The organism is Acinetobacter sp. ANC 4218 (assembly GCF_002135245.1).
Classification (GTDB): domain Bacteria; phylum Pseudomonadota; class Gammaproteobacteria; order Pseudomonadales; family Moraxellaceae; genus Acinetobacter.
The window spans coordinates 37,226-58,007 of sequence record NZ_NEGD01000017.1 but is presented as its reverse complement, the minus strand read 5'-3'; the positions used below and the strand labels follow the sequence as shown (position 1 = coordinate 58,007).

Annotated in this window: 19 protein-coding genes; 11 read left to right on the top strand and 8 right to left on the bottom strand. The window is 37.8% G+C overall.

Going from position 1 to position 20,782, the window contains the following annotated elements:
- The 3 genes from B9T38_RS14860 to B9T38_RS14850 all read left to right on the top strand — a co-directional run.
- On the top strand, window positions 1–263 hold a 263-nt coding region (locus B9T38_RS14860; RefSeq protein WP_143222740.1), incomplete at its 5' end, for a zinc ribbon domain-containing protein.
- 39 nt (window positions 264–302) lie between these two features.
- Window positions 303–1,193, top strand: coding sequence for an ELM1/GtrOC1 family putative glycosyltransferase (locus B9T38_RS14855; RefSeq protein WP_086197539.1), 891 nt, complete (start codon window positions 303–305; stop codon window positions 1,191–1,193).
- A gap of 13 nt (window positions 1,194–1,206) precedes the next feature.
- A complete protein-coding gene (locus tag B9T38_RS14850) occupies window positions 1,207–2,013 on the top strand; it encodes a polysaccharide deacetylase family protein (RefSeq protein ID WP_086197538.1) in 807 nt (268 codons plus the stop codon).
- Here the strand turns inward: B9T38_RS14850 and B9T38_RS14845 are convergent, their stop codons facing one another.
- On the bottom strand, window positions 2,014–2,946 hold the full coding sequence (locus tag B9T38_RS14845; protein WP_086197537.1) for a glycosyltransferase family 2 protein: 933 nt from the start codon (window positions 2,944–2,946) through the stop codon (window positions 2,014–2,016).
- 1 nt (window position 2,947) lies between these two features.
- Window positions 2,948–3,919, bottom strand: a complete 972-nt coding sequence (locus B9T38_RS14840) for an ELM1/GtrOC1 family putative glycosyltransferase (protein WP_086197536.1) — start codon at window positions 3,917–3,919, stop codon at window positions 2,948–2,950.
- Between the two features lie 182 nt (window positions 3,920–4,101).
- Here B9T38_RS14840 and B9T38_RS14835 point away from each other — a divergent pair, with 182 nt between their 5' ends.
- Genes B9T38_RS14835 through B9T38_RS14810 form a run of 6 tightly spaced genes read left to right on the top strand, consistent with a single transcriptional unit; the run spans window position 4,102 to window position 9,727 of the window.
- Entirely contained in the window at window positions 4,102–5,166 is a 1,065-nt protein-coding gene (locus tag B9T38_RS14835; protein ID WP_086197535.1) for a glycosyltransferase family 4 protein, read from the top strand.
- Between the two features lie 35 nt (window positions 5,167–5,201).
- Window positions 5,202–6,260 (top strand): dTDP-glucose 4,6-dehydratase, encoded by a 1,059-nt coding sequence (gene rfbB, locus B9T38_RS14830; protein WP_086197534.1) that lies wholly within the window; start codon window positions 5,202–5,204, stop codon window positions 6,258–6,260.
- On the top strand, window positions 6,260–7,138 hold the full coding sequence (gene rfbA, locus B9T38_RS14825) for a glucose-1-phosphate thymidylyltransferase RfbA (protein ID WP_086197533.1): 879 nt from the start codon (window positions 6,260–6,262) through the stop codon (window positions 7,136–7,138). The genes rfbB and rfbA overlap by 1 nt, the downstream gene beginning before the upstream one ends.
- Before the next feature lie 4 nt (window positions 7,139–7,142).
- Window positions 7,143–8,240: a DegT/DnrJ/EryC1/StrS family aminotransferase gene (locus tag B9T38_RS14820; protein WP_086197532.1), complete on the top strand. Its 1,098-nt coding sequence runs from the start codon at window positions 7,143–7,145 to the stop codon at window positions 8,238–8,240.
- Between the two features lies 1 nt (window position 8,241).
- Window positions 8,242–8,811 (top strand): acyltransferase, encoded by a 570-nt coding sequence (locus tag B9T38_RS14815; RefSeq protein WP_086197531.1) that lies wholly within the window; start codon window positions 8,242–8,244, stop codon window positions 8,809–8,811.
- Between the two features lies 1 nt (window position 8,812).
- Entirely contained in the window at window positions 8,813–9,727 is a 915-nt protein-coding gene (locus B9T38_RS14810; RefSeq protein WP_086197541.1) for a glycosyltransferase family 2 protein, read from the top strand.
- Between the two features lie 209 nt (window positions 9,728–9,936).
- Here B9T38_RS14810 and B9T38_RS14805 read toward each other — a convergent pair whose 3' ends face one another.
- The 6 genes from B9T38_RS14805 to B9T38_RS14780 form a co-directional block, all read right to left on the bottom strand.
- Window positions 9,937–11,256 (bottom strand): glycosyltransferase, encoded by a 1,320-nt coding sequence (locus B9T38_RS14805; RefSeq protein ID WP_086197530.1) that lies wholly within the window; start codon window positions 11,254–11,256, stop codon window positions 9,937–9,939.
- Between the two features lie 286 nt (window positions 11,257–11,542).
- Window positions 11,543–12,649 (bottom strand): glycosyltransferase, encoded by a 1,107-nt coding sequence (locus B9T38_RS14800; RefSeq protein ID WP_086197529.1) that lies wholly within the window; start codon window positions 12,647–12,649, stop codon window positions 11,543–11,545.
- A gap of 231 nt (window positions 12,650–12,880) precedes the next feature.
- A complete protein-coding gene (locus tag B9T38_RS14795) occupies window positions 12,881–13,759 on the bottom strand; it encodes a lysophospholipid acyltransferase family protein (protein WP_086197528.1) in 879 nt (292 codons plus the stop codon).
- A gap of 183 nt (window positions 13,760–13,942) precedes the next feature.
- Entirely contained in the window at window positions 13,943–14,164 is a 222-nt protein-coding gene (locus tag B9T38_RS14790) for a hypothetical protein (protein ID WP_086197527.1), read from the bottom strand.
- Between the two features lie 118 nt (window positions 14,165–14,282).
- Window positions 14,283–16,073, bottom strand: a complete 1,791-nt coding sequence (gene aspS / locus B9T38_RS14785; protein ID WP_086197526.1) for an aspartate--tRNA ligase — start codon at window positions 16,071–16,073, stop codon at window positions 14,283–14,285.
- A 162-nt stretch (window positions 16,074–16,235) separates the two neighbouring features.
- On the bottom strand, window positions 16,236–17,000 hold the full coding sequence (locus tag B9T38_RS14780) for a DUF4184 family protein (RefSeq protein WP_086197525.1): 765 nt from the start codon (window positions 16,998–17,000) through the stop codon (window positions 16,236–16,238).
- Between the two features lie 142 nt (window positions 17,001–17,142).
- On the opposite strand from B9T38_RS14780, the gene znuD reads away from it, so the two are divergent.
- Window positions 17,143–19,185: a zinc piracy TonB-dependent receptor ZnuD gene (gene znuD / locus B9T38_RS14775; protein WP_086197524.1), complete on the top strand. Its 2,043-nt coding sequence runs from the start codon at window positions 17,143–17,145 to the stop codon at window positions 19,183–19,185.
- A 107-nt stretch (window positions 19,186–19,292) separates the two neighbouring features.
- Window positions 19,293–20,756, top strand: a complete 1,464-nt coding sequence (locus B9T38_RS14770) for a phospholipase D family protein (RefSeq protein ID WP_086197523.1) — start codon at window positions 19,293–19,295, stop codon at window positions 20,754–20,756.
- Window positions 20,757–20,782 lie beyond the last annotated feature (26 nt).

Sequence of the window (20,782 nt, the reverse complement as noted above, 5' to 3'; positions counted from 1 at the left end):
CACTCAAAACAATGCTCAAGTATAAATGCGAGAACGCAGGGGTATTGTTTGAGGAAGTTAGTGAGAGGTTCACAACCCAAATTTGTTCGTGCTGTGGTGAGATCACCTCTAGCAGTCCACAAGGTAGAACAGATTTGCGAATAAGAGTATGGGAATGTGAGTGCGGAAGTATAAATCATCGTGATTTAAATTCCGCTAAGAACATACTTGCGCTTGGGCATAAGCGTCTAGCAGTAGGAATCACCCTCCTTTCAGGTGGGTGAGGATGTCAATGCTTAATGGTGTAAAAGGAAACAATAAACATGCATATTGTCTACGTCAGTGATGCTAAAGCGGGACACCGTTCGCAAGCAGTCGGTTTGTATAAAGCCATGCAGCGTATAAGCAATAGCGAAGTAACTTTTCAGGAAATCGTCATTCAGCAATTGCCAATTTTCACGCTTTTAAAAGGCATGTTGAGTCATCAATTGGCACTGTTTGAAAAGCAGCCGGATTATATTTTGGGAGTGGGCAGCCATACCCAGTCACGGGTTCTGCTACTGGGTAAAGTATATCCTCAGGCAAAAACGGTTATTTTAATGAAGCCGAATTTTCCTTTCAGTTGGTTTGATTATGCCATCATTCCTGAACATGATGGTGTGCCTGAATCAAAACATGTTATCACTACCCAAGGGGCTTTAAACCCGATTGTCAATGAGCAGCGCCATCAAGCCAGTCAGATCTTGATAGCTTTAGGTGGTTCTTCCAAACGCCATCAATGGAATGAAGCAAAAGTTTTGTCAGCAATTCAGCAGATCGTAGAAAATCATCGTGACGGTAAAATTATTCTGACTACTTCACGTCGTACGCCCAAAGAATTTCTTCAACATTTATCTGTACAGGTCTATGCCCGCCAGTTACAGATTTTTCCGGTTGAGGATACGCCGCAAGGCTGGATCTTTGAGGAAATGCAGCAGGCAGCCGCAGTTTGGGTCACGGAAGATAGTGTTTCCATGATTTTCGAGGCTTTAACAGCCGGTTGTAAGGTGGGAGTGATTGGGATTGATCGATTAAAAGAAGATCGGATTACCCAATCGATTGATCACATCATTCAATCTCATTTGGTTTCTGATAGTAATTCAATTCAAGCATTACCTGAACCTCATGCTTTTAAAGAAGCAGAGCGTGTGGCAACATATCTTTTAGCACAATAATCAGGTTGCTCTTGTGATTTATATTTTTATTCTCCTGTTGGTCTTAGTCATGGCGTTTAGTTATAAATATGCATGGTGGAAACCAGCCGTAGACTGGAAACGACCTCGTGTGCTGATGTATCACATGGTCAGGAACCATATTGATGGTGCCAAGTTTAATAAATTACGGGTAAAACCGGCGGAATTTGAAAAGCAGGTAGCATGGATGAAAGCAGAAGGCTTTCATTTTGTCACCATGCAAGAATTACAACAAAATTGGGGTAGACACCCTGAAAAAACCGTGGCCATTACCTTTGATGATGGTTATCTGGATAATCTGGAAAATGCTTACCCAATATTAGAAAAGTATCAGGCTAAAGCGACCATTTATGTAGTAGTGGACCGACATGATCGAGATTGGTCAACCTATAAAAAAGCGCATCATAATAGTGGTGAACTGGCGCGTGAGCCAAAACTGAATGATGAGCAAGTAAAGTTTTTAGCAAATTCAGGTTTGGTGGAAATTGGTTCGCATACGCTGACTCATGCCAATATGGCGAAACTAAGCGATGAAGAATGCTTGGCTGAATTAACTCAATCCAAGCAGGTATTGGAAAGCTTAATCCAGCAGGAAGTGACGAGCTTTGCTTATCCCTTTGGAATTTATTCTACACGTGATGTGGCGCTGGTCCGAAAGGCAGGCTATCACAATGCAGTGACCACAAAAGAAGGTATAGATTTAGAGCAGCCCGATTTTATGCAGTTACAGCGTATTAAAATCAGCGGTAAAGATTCGCTGTTTGCAGTGAAATTGCGAATGAAATTAGGCAAAAGAGCGTAATTACGCTCTTTTGTTAATCTTACGCACATGATCTAATTGATTAAAATATGTAGTAAGCTTTTGGTGATGTTTATTCCAGGTTTGAATAGGATTAATCCGCGCAGCTAAATAAATCAGAAAATCAGAAAAGTTTCTCTTTGGTGTGTGACGAATACTTTTCCAGTATGTTGAAAGTGCTTTTTTGGTTAATAACTTTTTATCTTGTTCATTTATTTCAGGATAATCTTGAATAAAGTCATCAATTGTAAAGAACATATCGTGGTGTTGTTGCTCTAAGTGGCGCGATAAACGATTTTCTCCACGAACCGATTTGGTTTCCGTTTCATCTAAAAGAACAAAAACACTATGTAAATTGCTAGAAATAATTTTTTGAGAATATTTGGCTAAATTTAGGGCGAGCGATTCATCTTGAATAAATATATTTTCATTACAGCCTTTAGACTTTAAAAATAATTCACGTGTACACATGACACACATTTGCATAATATTATTTTCGAGTACATAGTTTAGAGGAGTCGTGCTAGATTCCCACGTTCCAATAGTATGTTTTTGAATTTCATTTAAATCGTGAATTTTTACTTTTTCTGCATAGCATAAATCTGCCTGCTGTTTTTGCATCTCATGTAAAAACATATTTAAGCGATTTGGAGCCAGGATATCGTCAGAGTCCATGAAAAAGAGATAATCACCAGTCGCAGCAAATGCACCTTGATTTAGGCGAACCGCAGGACCCTTATTGTCCGTATTCTGGATAATTTTGACTTTGGGATAATTGGCTAATAAGTATTGATAATTAGTCGGCCATTCTGGGTCTGTAGAACAGTCATCTACCACGATAATTTCATGTAAATTTTCATCTTCGGGTTGCAATGAATCGATCGTTCTATTGAGTAATAAACCCTTATTGTAGTGAGTGAGGACGACTGAAATCATTTTAATATCCTAAATTACGTTTAAAAGCCTGAACAATCGGTCTAGTTAAATCCAAGGCTTGGGTATTTTTACAATCTGGATGTTGAAAGTCCGCTGCTAAATTTTGTCGTTGCATGAGTTTATGTTGAAGATATTTCTGATTTAAAGGTTCTAAAATAGACTTGGAATTATAAATTGAGCAGATGAAGCGACCACTTTGAATAGTTTCAGCCAGCATAGATGTACTATCTTCTGTGACAAAAATATAAGTGGCCTGTTTAATAAGCTGAACTAAAGATAAAGCATTTTTTGTTTGAACTAAATGCAATTGAATATTTTCAGGGATTTTGGTCTTTTGAAAATAGCGATCTAAATTCGGTGTGCGGCGTGAATTGGTGATGAGCCCCTTCAGCTGATTTTGAGTACAAAATGCAATAAATTTATCGATGATTTTTTTAAAATCGTCATATGTAAAAGGATGCTCATCTGTCGGACCACCTAAAATCAGCAAGGCAGTGGTTTGATCAAGTTTATCCTGTTGCAGATTAATAAAGTCTTTTTTAACTGGTGGAGTGGCAAGCACAACTTGGTCTGATGCAGTATTTTGTTCTAGTGCTGTAATTGTACAGTTCACTAGTTGTCCATTTACTTTGCGTAAATCACCTGCGTAAAACAATGGAACTTTTAATCTGCGACTGACAAAAATGCCATAGAGCAAATTTGGCATGCCTGAACAAATAATACAGTCAATATTTTGCTTTGAGTGAAATTTTTTGAAAAAAATGGTTGAGCAAAAATCAAATAAAGGAGGATACCAACTGAGCTTTTTCAAAAGGCTTATTTGCCATTTTTTTATGCTTGGAGTTTCGACTTTATCTAAGGTTGTTGTATAAGCTGTTTCTAGGCAGTCATATACGCCAATACTAGGGTTTAAATGCCCAGCCCGTTGGTCGTGAATAAGGAGAACTGCGAGACTAGGTTTGCTTTTCATCATATTTGAACGTTTGCTCTATCTACTTTGTATGGTAACAAAATTCTATAATCTTGTCAGAGACTTGAAGTAAAGCGAATATGCAAGGAATTATTTTTAAAGAGACGATGGTTTCTCCAGACTGAAAATATTAGAATGTTGACCCAATAAACAATTGGTAAAATTTACTTTATAGGCTCTTGTTCTTGAAAAAATTAAAAATTATTCATACTGTATATGGCGATGCTTCGGGTGGTCGTTGGCAAGCGATGCTCAATACTTTTGATGCCTTAGCCAGTAAAGGGCATGAGGGTGTCTTGGTATATGGTGAGGAAAATAAGAATTTAAAATCTGAAAATTATCCAAAATTTTGTCTGAACAGTTCAGGGTTTTATGATTTGCTAGCGGCAGTAAAGCTGGCTTTGTGGTTGCGTACTTATCGTCCAGATGTTGTGATTGCCCACAGTGGACGTGCAGTTTATTTGTTTAAAAATGCAATATTTTTTGCACGAATCAAATGCCCTGTGATTGCAATGAATCACAGTCATAATGTGAAAAGAACGCTGAGAGCAGATGGATTTATTCATATTACCCCTTATGTGGGGCAATGTGTTGCAGTAGCGGCAAAAAAGAAAAGTATAGATTTAACTAAAAAACCACAGGCTATTATTTCAAATTTAATTCACTTACCTGAGAGTCAGCCCTCTTTTTCTGAAACACTTGGTGAACCAGTTGTCTTAGGCATTATGACGCGTTTGGTTGAATATAAAGGTACACATTTAGCAATTTCTGCGGTACAGCAACTCAAGCAACAAGGATATAAAGTGAAGCTTCTGATTGCCGGGGAAGGTGAGCAGAAAGCTACTTTAATTCAGCAGGTTAAAGATTTGAATTTAGAAAATGAAGTTGAGTTTTTAGGCTGGATTGGTGGTGAAGATAAAAGAAAATTTTACAATGATATCGATATTGCACTCGTGCCTACCATGAATGATACCCAACCTTTAGCCATATTAGATGCTTTTGCCTGGGGGAAACCCGTGGTTGCGAGTGATCATATTAGTGTTCAGCAGATTATTCGACAAGGTGAAAATGGGTTGATGGCAAAGTGTGGAGATATAACAGACTTGGTTGATAATCTTAATTTTTTCATTGAACATCCTGAGCAAATTTGTAAAATTGCACGATCAGGATACCAAGATGCTGAAAATGAATATCAATTCTGCAGAGTTGCGGATAAATTGAATAATTTTCTTTATTCCGTACTTAATTAATAATGTCTTTCTAATCTGGGTGTATTGAGTTTGTTATGAAAATATTAGTTACAGGTGGTGCAGGGTTTATAGGTTCAGCTGTAATTCGACATCTGATAAAACATACAGATCATGAAGTTTTAAACATAGATAAATTGACTTATGCTGGTAACCTAGAATCATTAAAAGAAATTGATCAAAGTCCAAAATATCAGTTTAAACAAATGGATATTTGCGATACTGAGCAAATCACGAAAGCAATTGAAGCATTTCAACCGGATGCAATTATGCATCTGGCAGCTGAATCACATGTGGACCGTTCAATTGATGGTCCGGCAGCTTTTATTCAAACCAATATTGTTGGTACTTATACTTTACTTGAGGCTGCCCGAAAGTACTGGATGAGTCTTGACTCAGATACTAAACAGCACTTTCGTTTCCATCATATTTCAACTGATGAAGTTTATGGTGACTTAGAAGGGACAACCGATCTATTTACTGAAACAACTTCATACGCCCCAAGTTCTCCATATTCAGCATCTAAAGCCAGTTCAGATCATTTGGTTCGTGCATGGTATAGAACTTATGGCTTACCTGTACTTGTGACCAATTGTTCCAATAATTATGGTCCTTACCACTTTCCAGAAAAGCTGATTCCATTAGTCATTTTAAATGCGCTAGATGCAAAGCCATTACCTGTATACGGTAATGGTCAGCAAATTCGGGACTGGTTATTTGTAGAAGATCATGCTCGTGCTTTGTATAAAGTGGTGACTGAGGGAGTAGTGGGTGAAACCTATAATATTGGTGGGCATAACGAAAAGCAGAACATTGAAGTGGTGAAAACCATTTGCAAAATCTTGGATGAATTGAAACCACAAAGTAGTGGTCAATCGTATGAATCATTGATTACTTTTGTTAAAGATCGTCCTGGGCATGACTTACGTTACGCCATTGATGCAGCGAAAATCAAGAATGAGTTAGGTTGGTCGCCAACTGAAACTTTTGAAACCGGTATCCGTAAAACTGTTGAATGGTATTTAAATAATTTGGAATGGTGTCGTCGTGTGCAAGATGGCAGTTACCAACGTGAACGATTAGGTGTAACTTTATAATGTCAAATACAACAAAGGGTATTATTTTAGCAGGCGGTTCGGGTACACGTTTATACCCTATTACTAAAGGTGTATCTAAACAGCTACTCCCAATTTATGATAAGCCGATGGTGTATTATCCACTTTCGGTACTCATGCTTGCGGGTATTCGTGAAGTATTAATCATTAGTACTCCTGACGATATTGATGGATTTAAACGATTATTAGGTGATGGTTCTCAGTTTGGTATTCATATTGAATATGCAGTCCAACCTAGTCCAGACGGTTTAGCACAAGCATTTATAATTGGTGAAAGCTTTATTGGGGATAGTAATGTTTGCTTAGTGCTTGGCGACAATATTTTTTACGGTCAAGGTTTTACCCCAATGTTGCGTCAGGCTGTGTCACGTCAAAAAGGTGCGACTGTATTTGGCTATCAAGTGAAAGATCCAGAACGTTTTGGGGTAGTTGAGTTTGATGAGCAAAAACGTGCGGTATCTTTAGAAGAAAAACCGAAAGATCCAAAATCACATTTTGCTGTAACAGGTCTATATTTTTACGATAATGATGTGATTCAAATTGCTAAACAGGTGAAGCCTTCTGAGAGAGGTGAACTGGAAATTACAACTGTAAACCAGATGTATTTAGAGCGTGGTGATTTAAATGTAGAACTGCTTGGGCGTGGTTTTGCATGGCTGGATACAGGGACGCATTCAAGTTTATTGGAAGCGGCTCAATTTGTTGAAACCATTGAAAAGCGTCAAGGCTACAAAGTGGCTTGCCTAGAAGAAATTGCTTTGAATAATGGTTGGCTGCGTAAAGAACAAGTTTTAGAAATTGGTCAAAGCATGAGTAAAAATGACTATGGGCAATATTTGATTTCTTTAGTGGAAAACTAAAAAAATGACTCAGCCAATTTATGTAACGCAACCTGTTTTACCTGAGCTTGAGGAATTTATTCCTTATTTAGAGCAGATTTGGAATAATAAAATTTTAACCAACTGCGGGCCATTGCATCAGCAGTTGGAAAAAGAACTTTGTGAATATCTTGGTGTTGATTATATTTCATTATTTAATAATGGAACGATTGCATTAGTCACAGCACTACAGGCTCTTGGACTTGAACAAGGTGAAGTGATTACGACACCATATACTTTTGTTGCTACGGCTCATTCGATAGTTTGGAATAAACTTACGCCAGTCTTTGTCGATATTGATCCGCAAACATCTAATATCGACCCGATAAAAGTTGAAATGGCAATTACAGATAAAACAGTCGCGATTTTACCTGTACATTGTTATGGTATTCCTTGTGATGTGGAAGCACTACAAAATATTGCTACCAAGCATAATTTAAAATTAATTTACGATGCAGCACATGCCTTTGGTGTAATACATCAGGGTAAAAGCTTATTAAAATATGGTGATTTAAGTGTAATGAGCTTTCATGCTACAAAAGTATTTAATACTTTTGAGGGGGGGGCGATCGTTTGCCATAGTGCTGAAATGAAACAGCGTATAGATCGTTTAAAAAATTTCGGGATTGTGAATGAAAGTACAATAGATGATATTTCTTTGAATGGAAAATTGAGCGAAGTACATGCTGCACTTGGTTTATTGCAATTAAAGAATATAGATAGCACATTAGCAGCGCGTCAAAAGATAGACCATATTTATCGTAGTTCATTCATAGATATAAAAGGTATACGTTGTATAGAACGTACAGATTTAGAAAAAGATAATTACTCTTATTTCCCCATAGTTATTTCTGAATCATATCCACTCAGTCGTGATGCGTTATTTGAAAAATTGAAGTGCCATAATATTTTTGCAAGAAAATATTTTTATCCGATAATGACTGATTTGACTGTTTATAAGGAATATCAATCAGACACTCCTGAAGCGAAATGCTTATCAGAGCAAGTGCTTTGCTTACCGCTATATCCAAATCTTTGCATGGAGTCAGTGCAAAAAATTATTGATTTAATTAAGGATAATTAAGATGGCTTTTTTAACAGAAGAACAGATTAAAGCCATGGGTTTTCGACACGTAGGTAAAAATTGCCTACTTTCAGACAAAGCCTCTTATTATAATTGTAAAAATATTAGTATTGGTAACAATACTCGTATCGATGATTTTTGTGTGTTATCAGCAGGTGAGAGTGGGATAATAATAGGCAGTTATATTCATATTGCAGTGTATAGTTCGCTTATAGGTGCAGGGAAAATAGTGTTAAATGATTTTTGCAATATTTCATCAAGAGTGGCTATTTACAGCAGTAATGATGATTATAGTGGTGAATTTATGACGAATCCTATGGTGCCTAGTCAATATACCAATGTGATGAGTTCAGATGTAATAATTGGAAAGCATGTAATTGTTGGATCTGGAAGTGTGATTTTGCCTGGTGTGACTTTAGGAACAGGTGTCGCTGTTGGTGCATTAAGTTTAGTAAATAAAAGCTGCTCAGATTTTGGTATTTATATCGGCACGCCAGCAAAAAAAAATAAGGAACGAAAACGAACTTTACTGAAATTAGAAATAGAACTAAAAAATGATGGGTCTATTTAATATGAATATATTAGTTTCAGTATGTATTGTTACCTATAATCAAGAAAAATTTATACAGCAAACTTTACAAAGTATTTTGAATCAAAATACGAGTTTTCAGTATGAGGTTGTTATTGGAGATGATTGCTCCACTGATTCAACTAAAAAAATAATAGAAGTCTTTTTTAAAAAGTATCCTGATATTATAGTTCCAGTTTTTCATCAAAAAAATATAGGACCTATCGAAAATATTAAGGCAGTATATAAAAAGGCTAAGGGTAAATACATTTATCATCTTGATGGGGATGACTTGGCTCTTCCGAATAAATTGCAACGGCAATTTGATGTAATGGAATCCAATTCAGATTGCGCCATCTGTACTCATGATATGCTATATATTGATGCTGAAGGAAATAAAGTGCGAGAATGGACCCATCAAAAAGGTAAATTCGATTTAGATTATTTATATCTAAATTTACCTTTCTTTGCACATTCATCAAAAATGTTTCGAAATGATTTTATGTTTGATTATTTTGATGCCTTACATCCTAAAGCATTAGATATTGAAATACATATTGAGCAGGTTAGAAAAGGATTAATTTATCATTTAGATGAGGAATTAGGTGCATATCGAGTAGATGTTGGGATTAGCACGCTTGGAAAGAAAATTAACCCAATTTTGCCGATTGGTATAATGAGAGTATATGATAAGAAATTGGCGGAAGAAAATGATTTAGATCAACTTGAAAAATTAAGAAAAACTTATGCCAAGTATACACTTCAATATGCTCGTCAATTTTATAAAACTAGCAGTGATTATGATATTTATTGCTTATTGGTAAAAAAATCTTTATCTGTAAAATTTTATACATTAAGGCAGATATTTTTTTATATAATTAGTTTATTACCTAAAAGTGTTATATGGAAATCTGATTAAATTTATTTATGTTATTAAGTAATTCTCTTTCATAAATCAAAAAAGTGATCTTCTTGTTTGTTGCTATTCAGTGTTGATTAAGTGTTTTACTAATATTAAAACTAAGAATTGTAAGATATGAAATTTTTCACATCTTACAATAATGTAGAATCTTATTTATACAGGGTTTTTTAATTGTATTTCTACTTTAGAGTTTCTCTAACTTTACATTAAATTTTCTTATATTTTTTACGAAATATATTTAATATTGAAGATAATTTCCATTGAAAGTTCAATTTGAATACTTTCCAACTTATATTTTTTAAGGGCTTAAGATTATATGTTAATTCATGTAGTAAGTTAATTCTAGGTTTCATTTGTGCTTCTAAACTATATAGCTCCCTAACACGATGCATTCCATTCTCGCCAATTTTTTTTAGATCATAAGGTCGAGTATAATATTTATTAATTTTATCAATAATATTCTTAATATTATATTGAATTAGAACAATATCTTCTCCATCCGTAAAATATCCTTCTGCAGAGTTGAATTCATCAACGGCAAAGATCGCACTACCTCGCAATGCTGCTTCGATACAGCTTGCTGTAGGAAAGCCATCAAATGAACCTGGAAAAATTTTACCACTAATATTAGGAGATATAATTATGTCAATAGTTTGGAAAAGATTATCGAAATTTTCTGGATCCAATGAGCCGTGAAATTTAATATGATCACCCAATGAATCTACATTGATGACTTTGGAATCAAATGATCCTACAACATGGAAGTAAATATCTTGATGATACTGATGCAATATAGTGGCTACCTTTATAAAGACATCATATCCTTTGTCTTGACCATGGCTGGTATATTTATGCGCCATAAAACAAATATCTAGGCTAGGTTTTCCAAAGCCCCACCGGTGTTTTTTAGGAAGTGCATTTATTTTTGAAATTTCTGGCATTACGACACCAAAGACCATCTGAATTTTTTCAGGAGAACACATTCTTTTATTTATAATATAATTGTATGTTACCAGTTGGGTTACGATTACTTTCTTGAAGCAAGGGGAGCTAAAAACTCGTTTAAGTTTACGATCACATATTGGGTCATTTAGAAGGAATCCTCCTCCAGGATAAAGAGTAAAAACAAATGGGACTTTAGCAGCTTCGATTTGCGTTAATATTGAGAAAATATTATTTAAAAAGGTTAGGTAAACTAAACTTCTTGTTTTAAAATGAATTTTTCCAGTTTTTAGTGTTACTTTGTGGCTAAGATCTGGAAATTTTTCCTTATAATTATTTATAACATCAGCTGCTGATTTCTTATCAAGAGCTTCAATATTTTTTCCAGAAGTGATGATGAAAGAGTTCTTAAATTCATGTAAGTATGTTGTGAATTCAACATATCTAAAACCACTTTTCAATGAAGGAAAGGTATCATCAATAATCAATAATTCAAACTTATCTTGTTTTATCAAGTTTGTTTTGTAATTAATATTATTGGGTAATGTTTTGATTTGATTTTCATAAGAAATTTTATTAACCATAAGAGAGATTTCTTTTTACAATTAAGTAGTAAATGATATCTATTTGTTGATGAATTGTCATATGTTTTAGTTGGAATTTAAATTATATTGATTGAGTTTTGTTTGATGTTGTGAATTTTGATAATATAAATTATATATGATGGGGGGTGGAATTTAATATTATTCATGATTAATTCTTATAAATCCTAAATAATCTAATTTTTTTATATAAGACCTTGTATTAAATCAAATATCCTTATCATAAGGGGTGAAAGCTTTATTTAAATTTCTTTGAATTTAAATTAGTTTAAGAATCTAAATTACATAAATTTAAAATTTTTTCTTGCATATTGTCCATACACACTTTATCTATACATTCTTGGTTATATTTATAAGGATTTTGCACACATTTTTCTAATGCAAAACTAAGAGCTTTAATATTTTGTTTAGGAACTAATCCAAATTTTGCAGTATCAATAGTAAATAAATCTGCAATACCAGCTGAAGAGTTATAACTGATGATGGGAACGCCAAGGGAAATTGCTTCGGCTAATGTTACAGGGCTACCTTCGTACAGAGAACACATAACAAGGCATTTGCTCTGTAGCATGAGTTGATGAGGGTTATCAATCCAACCTAAGAAATCAATTCTGTCAGAAATGTTAAGTTCTTTTGTAAGAGTTTCAAGTTTTTCTCTCTCTGTTCCATCTCCCACAATTGCCATTTTACCAGTGAGATTACTTATAGAAAATGCTTTAATTGCATGATCTACTTGTTTAATTGGAACCAAACGTCCTACAAAAATCACATCCCATTTTTTTTCAGTATATGGAGATTGAGCAATAAGGTCATCTGATACTTGTACCCCATTTGCAATGGTGACTGTTGATTTTGGTTGAGCATAGGTTTGGGCTTTAGATTCTAGGTCACGGTTTACTGTAATCAGATTTCTATTTTTAAATAATTTAGCAAATTTGCGTTTATTCTTGAAAAAACGAATATGTTCTTTAATTTGCTTTAATGGATTATTGAACTTTCTAAATTCTAAAAGATCTCCATGAATCCAATGCCAAACATTTTTTTTCTGGGTTAAGTAATTACCTAAATAATAACCATTATGAAAACCTAGGATAATAAGATCAAAAGTTTTTTCATTAATTAGTAAAGAAATGGTTTCTTGCTCTTTTTTTGAAAGTTCTTTAAATTTCCAGAGTTTTCCAAATGCAAATTTTGGATTGATATTTAAATCAATATATTCAATAGATGAATCAACGGCTAAGGTATTTTTACTTGAATTCAAAACAGCAAGAGTTACTAAATTATCATTTTTTGCTAATGTGTAAGCCAGATCAAGTGTTATCTTTTCGGCTCCACCTTTTCCTAGATCATCTACAATAAATAAAATTTTTTTCATTTCATGCTTTCTATATTTATTAATCCTATTCTAGATTAATCTTTAACTCTCTATAAATTAACCGATAAAAATCACGGGTACACCTAAAATGCTATTTTAGTAAAAATAGACTGTTTCGCTATTAGTGTTTAAACCAATCATTGGTAAGTATATAGCGTATAAATAGCGTTTGTTCAACTAAAAAACACTATCAGCATGATTCTATGGTTACAGGTGGTGAAGATAGCATCGCTATTTATCTAGTGCCTGAGATGTATAAAGATTTTTATTCCCTTCAACATTTCTAAACCGCTTATAAGACCAGACATATTGCTCAGGTGCAACATTAATCATACTTTCAAGGTTTTGATTTAGGCTATCAACTGAAGTTTGTAAATTTTTCGACAAAATCTGATCGGATAGTGGTGAGCAATACACATTAAAACCTGATGTTTCATTACGAATACAACTGAGGCCCACTATATTGCATTGGGTCTTACTGGCCAGTTTTGACACCAGCGTAGTAGATAAGGTCTTTTGCCCAAAAAATTCTGAATAAATACCTCCCGATGCTTTAGGAAGATGATCCGGTAAAATGACCGTTAATCCTCCTTTCTTCAGATGTTTAAAGATGGCACGCACGCCATTTTCATCGGTGGGGACAAGCGTGGCATTCAATCGCTGGCGCGCTTCTAGCATAAAGCGATCCACCGCTTTATGCTTATTGGGCTTGTACATGATCATCGGGGCGGCATGTAAATTCAGCCATGCATTTAAAAGCTCCCAACAGCCCAAATGTGCAACCACAACTATAACGCCTTTTTTATTGGCTAAGGCTTCTGTAAGATGCTGTTCTCCGTAAATATTTTTGATCTGATTTAAGCTGTATTCAGGTGGCATACCCCAACATTTGATTGATTCTATATAGGTCATGCATTGACTTTTTAAGCTTTTCTTGAGGAGAGCCTGGTAGGCTGTTTCATCCAGTTCTGGATAAGCCAGCTTTAAATTGATGCCAGTAATTCGTTTGAGTGAGGAATTGAAGGAGTACAGCAGAATTGCAATGCAGGATGCCAGAAGCTGTAAAAAAGACAACGGAAATCGGGAAATGACTTTGAGGAAAAAATACATAATGGCGTAACTCTTTGAAAACTAAACTGGTTATAAGAAGAAAATTTTGCAAAGAGTTTTATTACAGCAAGGATGCTGCTGCCCGATGTCTAAATTACAGATCAGGAGTTAAATATTTTCAGCACAAAATAAAATGAGATAAAACCACTGAGGAATGTCACCAGTCAGTGGCTAAGAAGGGAGTTATTCGGCTTTGTCGGCATTGCCTTTTAAAACCATATAAATCAAACCGACAAAAATAAGTAAGGCCCCACCTAGGCTGCTTACACAAAAATAAAGAATACGTTGATTAGTATCCATGTTAAATAAGTCATTGGCCAAGATATAACGCATAAATAGCCACTGTACAATAGAAAACACAATGAGCATAATGCCACGATTACGAACAGCGGGACGCATAGCCATAGCTTGTTTAACTCAATAATAAAAAAACAGCATTATTATGCCACTACCCGGAATCAATCTCAATTCAATAAAAAACCCTGCATCAAGCAGGGTTTTTGATCACTGAATCAGGCAAGAATTAAGCTTCTTGTTGAGCTTCAGCTTTTGGTTTTTCACGTAAGCGAATACCCAAATCACGTAATTGATTACCTTCAACTGGTGCCGGTGCTTGAGTCAACGGACATTCAGCAGTTTTGGTTTTCGGGAATGCAATCACGTCACGGATTGAAGATGAACCTGTCATCAGCATGACAAGACGGTCCAGACCGAATGCCAAACCACCGTGAGGAGGTGCACCGAATTTAAGTGCATTCAGCAAGAAGCTGAATTTCTCTTCAGCTTCTTCTTCTGAAATGCCAAGCGCTTCAAAGATCGCTTTTTGCATCTCGAGCGTATAGATACGAAGTGAACCGCCACCGATTTCAGTACCGTTCAATACCATATCATAAGCCACAGACAATGCTTGACCTGGGTTGTTCTTCACTTCTTCAACACTTGATTTTGGTAGTGTGAACGGGTGGTGAACAGAAGTCCATTTGCCATCGTCAGTTTCTTCGAACATCGGGAAGTCAACCACCCAAAGCGGAGCCCACTCACAAGTCGCCATGTTCATGTCATGGCCGATCTTGATACGTAAAGCGCCCATTGCATCATTTACAACTTTGGCTTTATCTGCACCGAAGAATACGATGTCGCCATTTTCAGCGCCAACACGTTTCAACAAATCAAGTACGATTGGCTCGATGAATTTAACGATTGGAGATTGAAGGCCTTCGATGCCTTTTTCAAGTTCGTTGACTTTAATGTAAGCCAAACCTTTCGCACCGTAGATACCCACGAATTTAGTGTATTCATCGATCTGGCTACGTGGAAGAGAACCAGCACCCGGTACGCGAAGCGCAACGATACGGCCTTTAGGATCTTTGGCAGGACCTGCGAATACTTTGAACTCAACGTCTTGCATCATGTCTGCAACATCAACAAGTTTCAAAGGAATACGTAAGTCTGGTTTGTCAGATGCATAGTCACGCATTGCATCTGCATAAGTCATGCGCTGGAATTTGTCGAATTTCACGCCAAGAAGTTCATCGAACATCTTAACAGTTAAACGTTCCATTAAATCCATGATGTCATCGTCACTCATGAACGATGTTTCAACGTCGATTTGGGTGAATTCAGGCTGACGGTCAGCACGTAAGTCTTCATCACGGAAACATTTAGCAATTTGATAGTAACGATCAATACCGCCTACCATCAACAACTGTTTGAACAGCTGTGGGGATTGTGGAAGTGCGTAGAAGCTACCGTTAGAAACACGACTTGGTACTAAATAGTCACGAGCACCTTCTGGAGTAGCACGGGTCAAGATCGGAGTTTCAACGTCTAAGAAACCATTTTCTTCGAAATAGTTACGAATCAGGTTGGTCAATTTAGAACGGAAACGTAGGCGATCTAACATTTCTGGACGGCGAATATCCAGGAAACGATATTTCAAACGGATTTCTTCAGAAATGTTGGTATTTTCATCATTCAGTGGGAATGGAGGCGTTTCAGAAGTAGCAAGAACTTCGATGTCTTTTGCTAAAACTTCGATTTGACCACTCACCATGTTGGCATTTTCTGTGCCTTCATAACGGCGACGTACACGACCTGTGATTTTTAATACGAATTCAGAACGTGCCTTGTCCGCAGTTGAGAATGCTTCTGGTGTATCTGGATCGATAACCACTTGAACAAGACCGTCACGGTCACGCATGTCAAGGAAGATAACACCACCGTGGTCACGGCGACGGTGTACCCAACCGCATAATGTTACGGTTTGGTCAATTTGGGCTTCAGTTAATGAGCCACAGTAATGAGTTCGCATCATAGCGTAAAAAATCCAACTATATGGGTTAAGGTCAGCGTATACGTAAACAGCGTACCGCTTTTTTCGAATGTTGAATTATGCCTCTTTGGGCATATAGTCACAAGAACTTGAGACAAAAACAGCAACAATTTAAAGTGAATAAGCGGAAAGTGGGCTATTTGATTAGCCCATACGCCGATTCTGGTCCAGAAATAAAAACAGTAAACAGCCCAGGCTAAATACCATCAAAAAGCCCTGACTGAATTCATTGATGGAACGGCCGGTAAAATAATACAGCTCAGATTGCCACACCTCATCAGGAATATAGTGCATATAGTCCCAGACCGAGAACAGGGCAGTGAGGATCGACAGGCCGAATAATCCCCAAGCAAAAACTTTGATTTTGTGGCTAAGGGCCAGGGATTGCCGATGGCACCGATAATAATGCAGGCTCATCCATACAATAAATGGCAGGGCTGCGAACGAGCTCCCAAGCTGCAAAATGCGGTGCAGGGGATAGCTTTGTCCTAAAATCTGAAACTGCTGACTGAGAAGGTCATGCAAGGCAAAGGTACGAAAATCCACATGGGTCAGACCATCCCAAATCAGATGGGTTGCTGTACCCAGCATCACGGCCAGACAGACTCCTGTAAAAAACTTAAATGCTGCAAAGAGGCTGGTGATATTCAGTTCATGCCGGATACCGAGAAAGCGGTAGATCACCGGCCGGTAAATCAGATACCAGATGGCACAAAAAGCCAGCCCGATCCACAAGTTTGGATGAATCAGGGAGGACCATAAATGAGTGCTATTGGAATGATCTTGGCTAAACAGACGATAAAGGTCTGGCACCATGCAGCCAATTGCCAGTGCGGCAACCGGAAGCCGGTTTCCAGTCAGGTAGGAAATGGGTGGGGCAAGGACAGCATGAGATAGGGTAAAGGGCATAAATAAAATAATGTTTTAATGCGATAAAAAGTATTTAAAAACATTCTAATAAAATATGTAGCTGTTTATCGTAAAGGATTGCAAAAAAAATGCAATGTTATATTATAACGTTATTTAGAAATTACAGCCTTGAGTCCGTTCCATGCTTGTTCATAAGAATTTAATTACACTCTCTATTTTTGCCGTCATTGCACCTGCTGTTTTTGCTGATGAGGATACTCAGACTCAACAACTTGCCACTCTCAAATTGCAGGCACATCCCCTGGTACAGTCGGCTGCAGATTTTGCAGTGGCTGATCAGGTCATTGATCATAAAAAGCTTGCCGAAGGTAGCACGACTATTGGTGATGCTTTGGCAGCTGAGCTTGGGGTATCTTCCAATCAGTATGGTTCAGGTTCAAGCCGTCCGGTGATTCGCGGGCAAGATGGTGCGCGTGTTAAAGTCCTGCAACATGCTTCTGAAACTGCAGATGTTTCGACCTTGTCGCCTGACCACGCGGTGACGGTTGATCCGATTCTGGCAAAACAGGTTGAGATTATTCGTGGACCATCGACTTTGTTGTATAGCGCAGGCACAGTGGGTGGACTGGTCAATGTCACAGATAATAAAATTCCAACGCAAATGCCTGACAATGGTTATGAAGGTCAGCTGGGCTTACGTTACAACACGGGTAGTGATGAAAAACTTGCTAGTGCGGGTGTCACGGTTGCTTTAGCCGATCAGGTTGCATTACGGGTTGAAGGTTCAAAACGTAAAGCCAATGACTATATTGCACCGGATTATTTCCATGATCATGAAGGCGAATTAGAAAAAGAACGCCGTGTCGGGAATACCTTTGCTGAAGGTGAAACGGTCAATGTTGGATTGTCCTGGATTCATGACCGAGGCTTTAGCGGCATTTCATACAGTAACCGTCAGGACCAGTATGGTTTACCGGGGCATAGTCATGAATATGAAGATTGTCAGGTGTCCGGTAATGCCTTAATTGGCTGTGGCCAGCAACCCGGGCATACGCATGAAGAGCATGCGGCGGGACCATGGGTCGATTTAAAATCAGAACGTTATGATTTCCGTACCGAACTCAATGATCCTTTTGCCGGTTTTCAAAAGCTTCGTGCCCATGCCAGCTATACCGATTACAAGCATGATGAAATTGAAGAGAATGCTGCGCAAACCACCTTTAAAAGCAAAGGCTATGATGCACGTTTAGAATTGGTCCACAATCCGATTGCAAACTGGGAAGGGATGATCGGTGCTCAATATAATCAGCAAAAGCTGGATATTAGTGGTGAAGAAGCTTTGCTGGATCCGACTAAAACCCGGAAGTGGAGTCTGTTTGCCTTAGAACATAAACAGTTTGATGATGTACATGTTGAACTCGGTGCACGTGTGGATCAGCAAAAAATTGACATCGATTCTGATAAAAAAGACTTTGATGATTATGGTTTTTCCTACTCAGGCGCGCTGAACTGGGAATTTGTACCCAACTATAAATTATCGCTGGTCGGTTCTCATCAAGAACGTCTGCCTTTGGCGCAAGAACTGTATGCCAATGGCAAACATTTTGCGACCAACACTTATGAACGCGGCAATGAAAATCTGGCTGCAGAAAAATCCAATAATCTGGAGCTTGGTCTGCATTATGAAAATGGTCCGCTGGATTATCATGTGCATGTCTATCACAACTGGTTTGATCACTATATTTATGCCCAAACCCTGGATAATTTTAAAGATTTCCGCCTGGTTGAATATACCCAAGACAAAGCCAAGTTCTATGGAGCCGAAGCAGCGGCCTCTTATGCTCTAAACGATACCTACAAAGTGGGTGTGTTTGGGGATTATGTGCGTGGCAAAATCGAGAATGAAAATGCACCTCGTGTTCCGGCAGGTCGTCTAGGTACCAAAGTAGACGCAAGCTTTGACGATCACTGGTCGGGTCTGGCTGAGTATTACCATGTGTTTAATCAGGATAAAATTGCCAGCTATGAGGATGAAACTCAGGGCTATAACATGGTTAATCTGGGCTTGAGTTATGCCAATACTCTTGCTGATAAAAATACTTATCGTGTCTACTTTAAAGCCAATAACCTGCTGGATGATCAAGTTTATTCACATGCTTCATTCCTGTCGAATATTCCGCAAGTGGGACGTAACTTTACTGTTGGTCTCGAATTCGGTTTCTAGGCAAAAGTCATCCTGAAATCTGCTGATTCAAGCAGGTGAAACAGAAATCCTCTTGATAAATCAAGCAATAAAACCTAGTCTGATGATATTGGACTAGGTTTTTTGTTATGCGTATTTTTCAACGAATTCATCAGAAATTGAATTGGTCAGGCCGTCGTTATGCCGGCGTGATCATCGGTTTGCTGGCATTGGGATATCTCTCATCGGCCATTTATCATACCTATAAACCCTTGCCTGAAGGCCTGAATTTTACCGGTAAGTTACGTCATGCCGAGGTGAAGTTTATTGCAGATCAAACCTATCTGGATGCAAGTGGAAAACAGCAGCAAGACCATCATATTTTTAATGAAATGTTAAAATTGATTGATGAAGCGCAAACCACCATTGTACTGGACATGTTCTTGTTCAATAGTGAAGTCGGCGAGTCAACACTATCTCATCAGGCATTGGCGCAACAACTTACGGATGCCTTGATTTTAAAACGCGGTGTGCAGCCCAATATTGAAATTAAGGTGATTACCGACCCGATTAATTCAGTCTATGGTGGTCTTGCACCCCAGCATTATCGTCAGTTACGTAGCGCAGGCATTGACGTGATTGAAACGGATTTACGACCGCTGCGTGCATCCAATCCAGTATGGTCTGGCTTCTGGTATCTCTGTTGTCAGGATGCAGGCAATAATCCTGAAAGAGGCTGGCTCGCCAATCCGTTTGGTCAGGAAAAAATTACCCTGCGCAGTTATTTTAATCTGTTTAATTTTAAGGCCAATCACCGTAAAACTCTGGTGGTGGATACGGCTCAGGGCTGGAAAGCTTTGGTGACTTCAGCCAATCCGCATGATGGCAGTTCACGTCATTCTAATGTGGCTTTGCTGGTAACGGGCAATACAGCCATTGATGTATTAAAGACCGAACAGGCTGTAGGCCGGATGTCCAAAGGTGATATTCCGATGGTCATTATTGGCGAGTTTGAAGGGGATCGGTCTTTACCTCAAGTTCAGGTGCTGACTGAAAAAGCAATTTACGATGCAACATTCAAACTGATTGAAACTGCCAAGCCTAAAGAGCAGATTGATTTGGCCATGTTCTATTTGTCTGAACGGCATATTGTCAAAGCCCTGATTGCTGCACATGAGCGTGGGGTAAAAGTCCGTGTGCTGCTTGATCCGAATAAGGATGCGTTTGGGCGTAAAAAAAATGGTATTCCTAACCGCCAGGTGGCTTCTGAACTGAATAATGCGGGTGTGCCGGTACGCTGGTGCAATACCCAAGGTGAACAATGTCATAGCAAGATGATTATTAAATCAAATGCACAGCAGTCTGACCTGATTTTGGGTTCAGCCAATTTCACTGCGCGCAACATCAAAAACTATAATCTGGAAACCAATTTTCGGGTGGTTGGTTCATCACAAGCACCTGTATTTACTGATGCTCAAGCTTATTTTGATACGGCTTGGGCCAATTTGAATGGCAAAAACATGAGTGTCGATTACAGGCAATATGCAGATGAATCGACATTGAAATATGGAATTTACCGTTTTATGGAGTGGAGCGGATTGTCGACGTTTTAAGTCCCTTATCCCAACCTTCTCCCAGA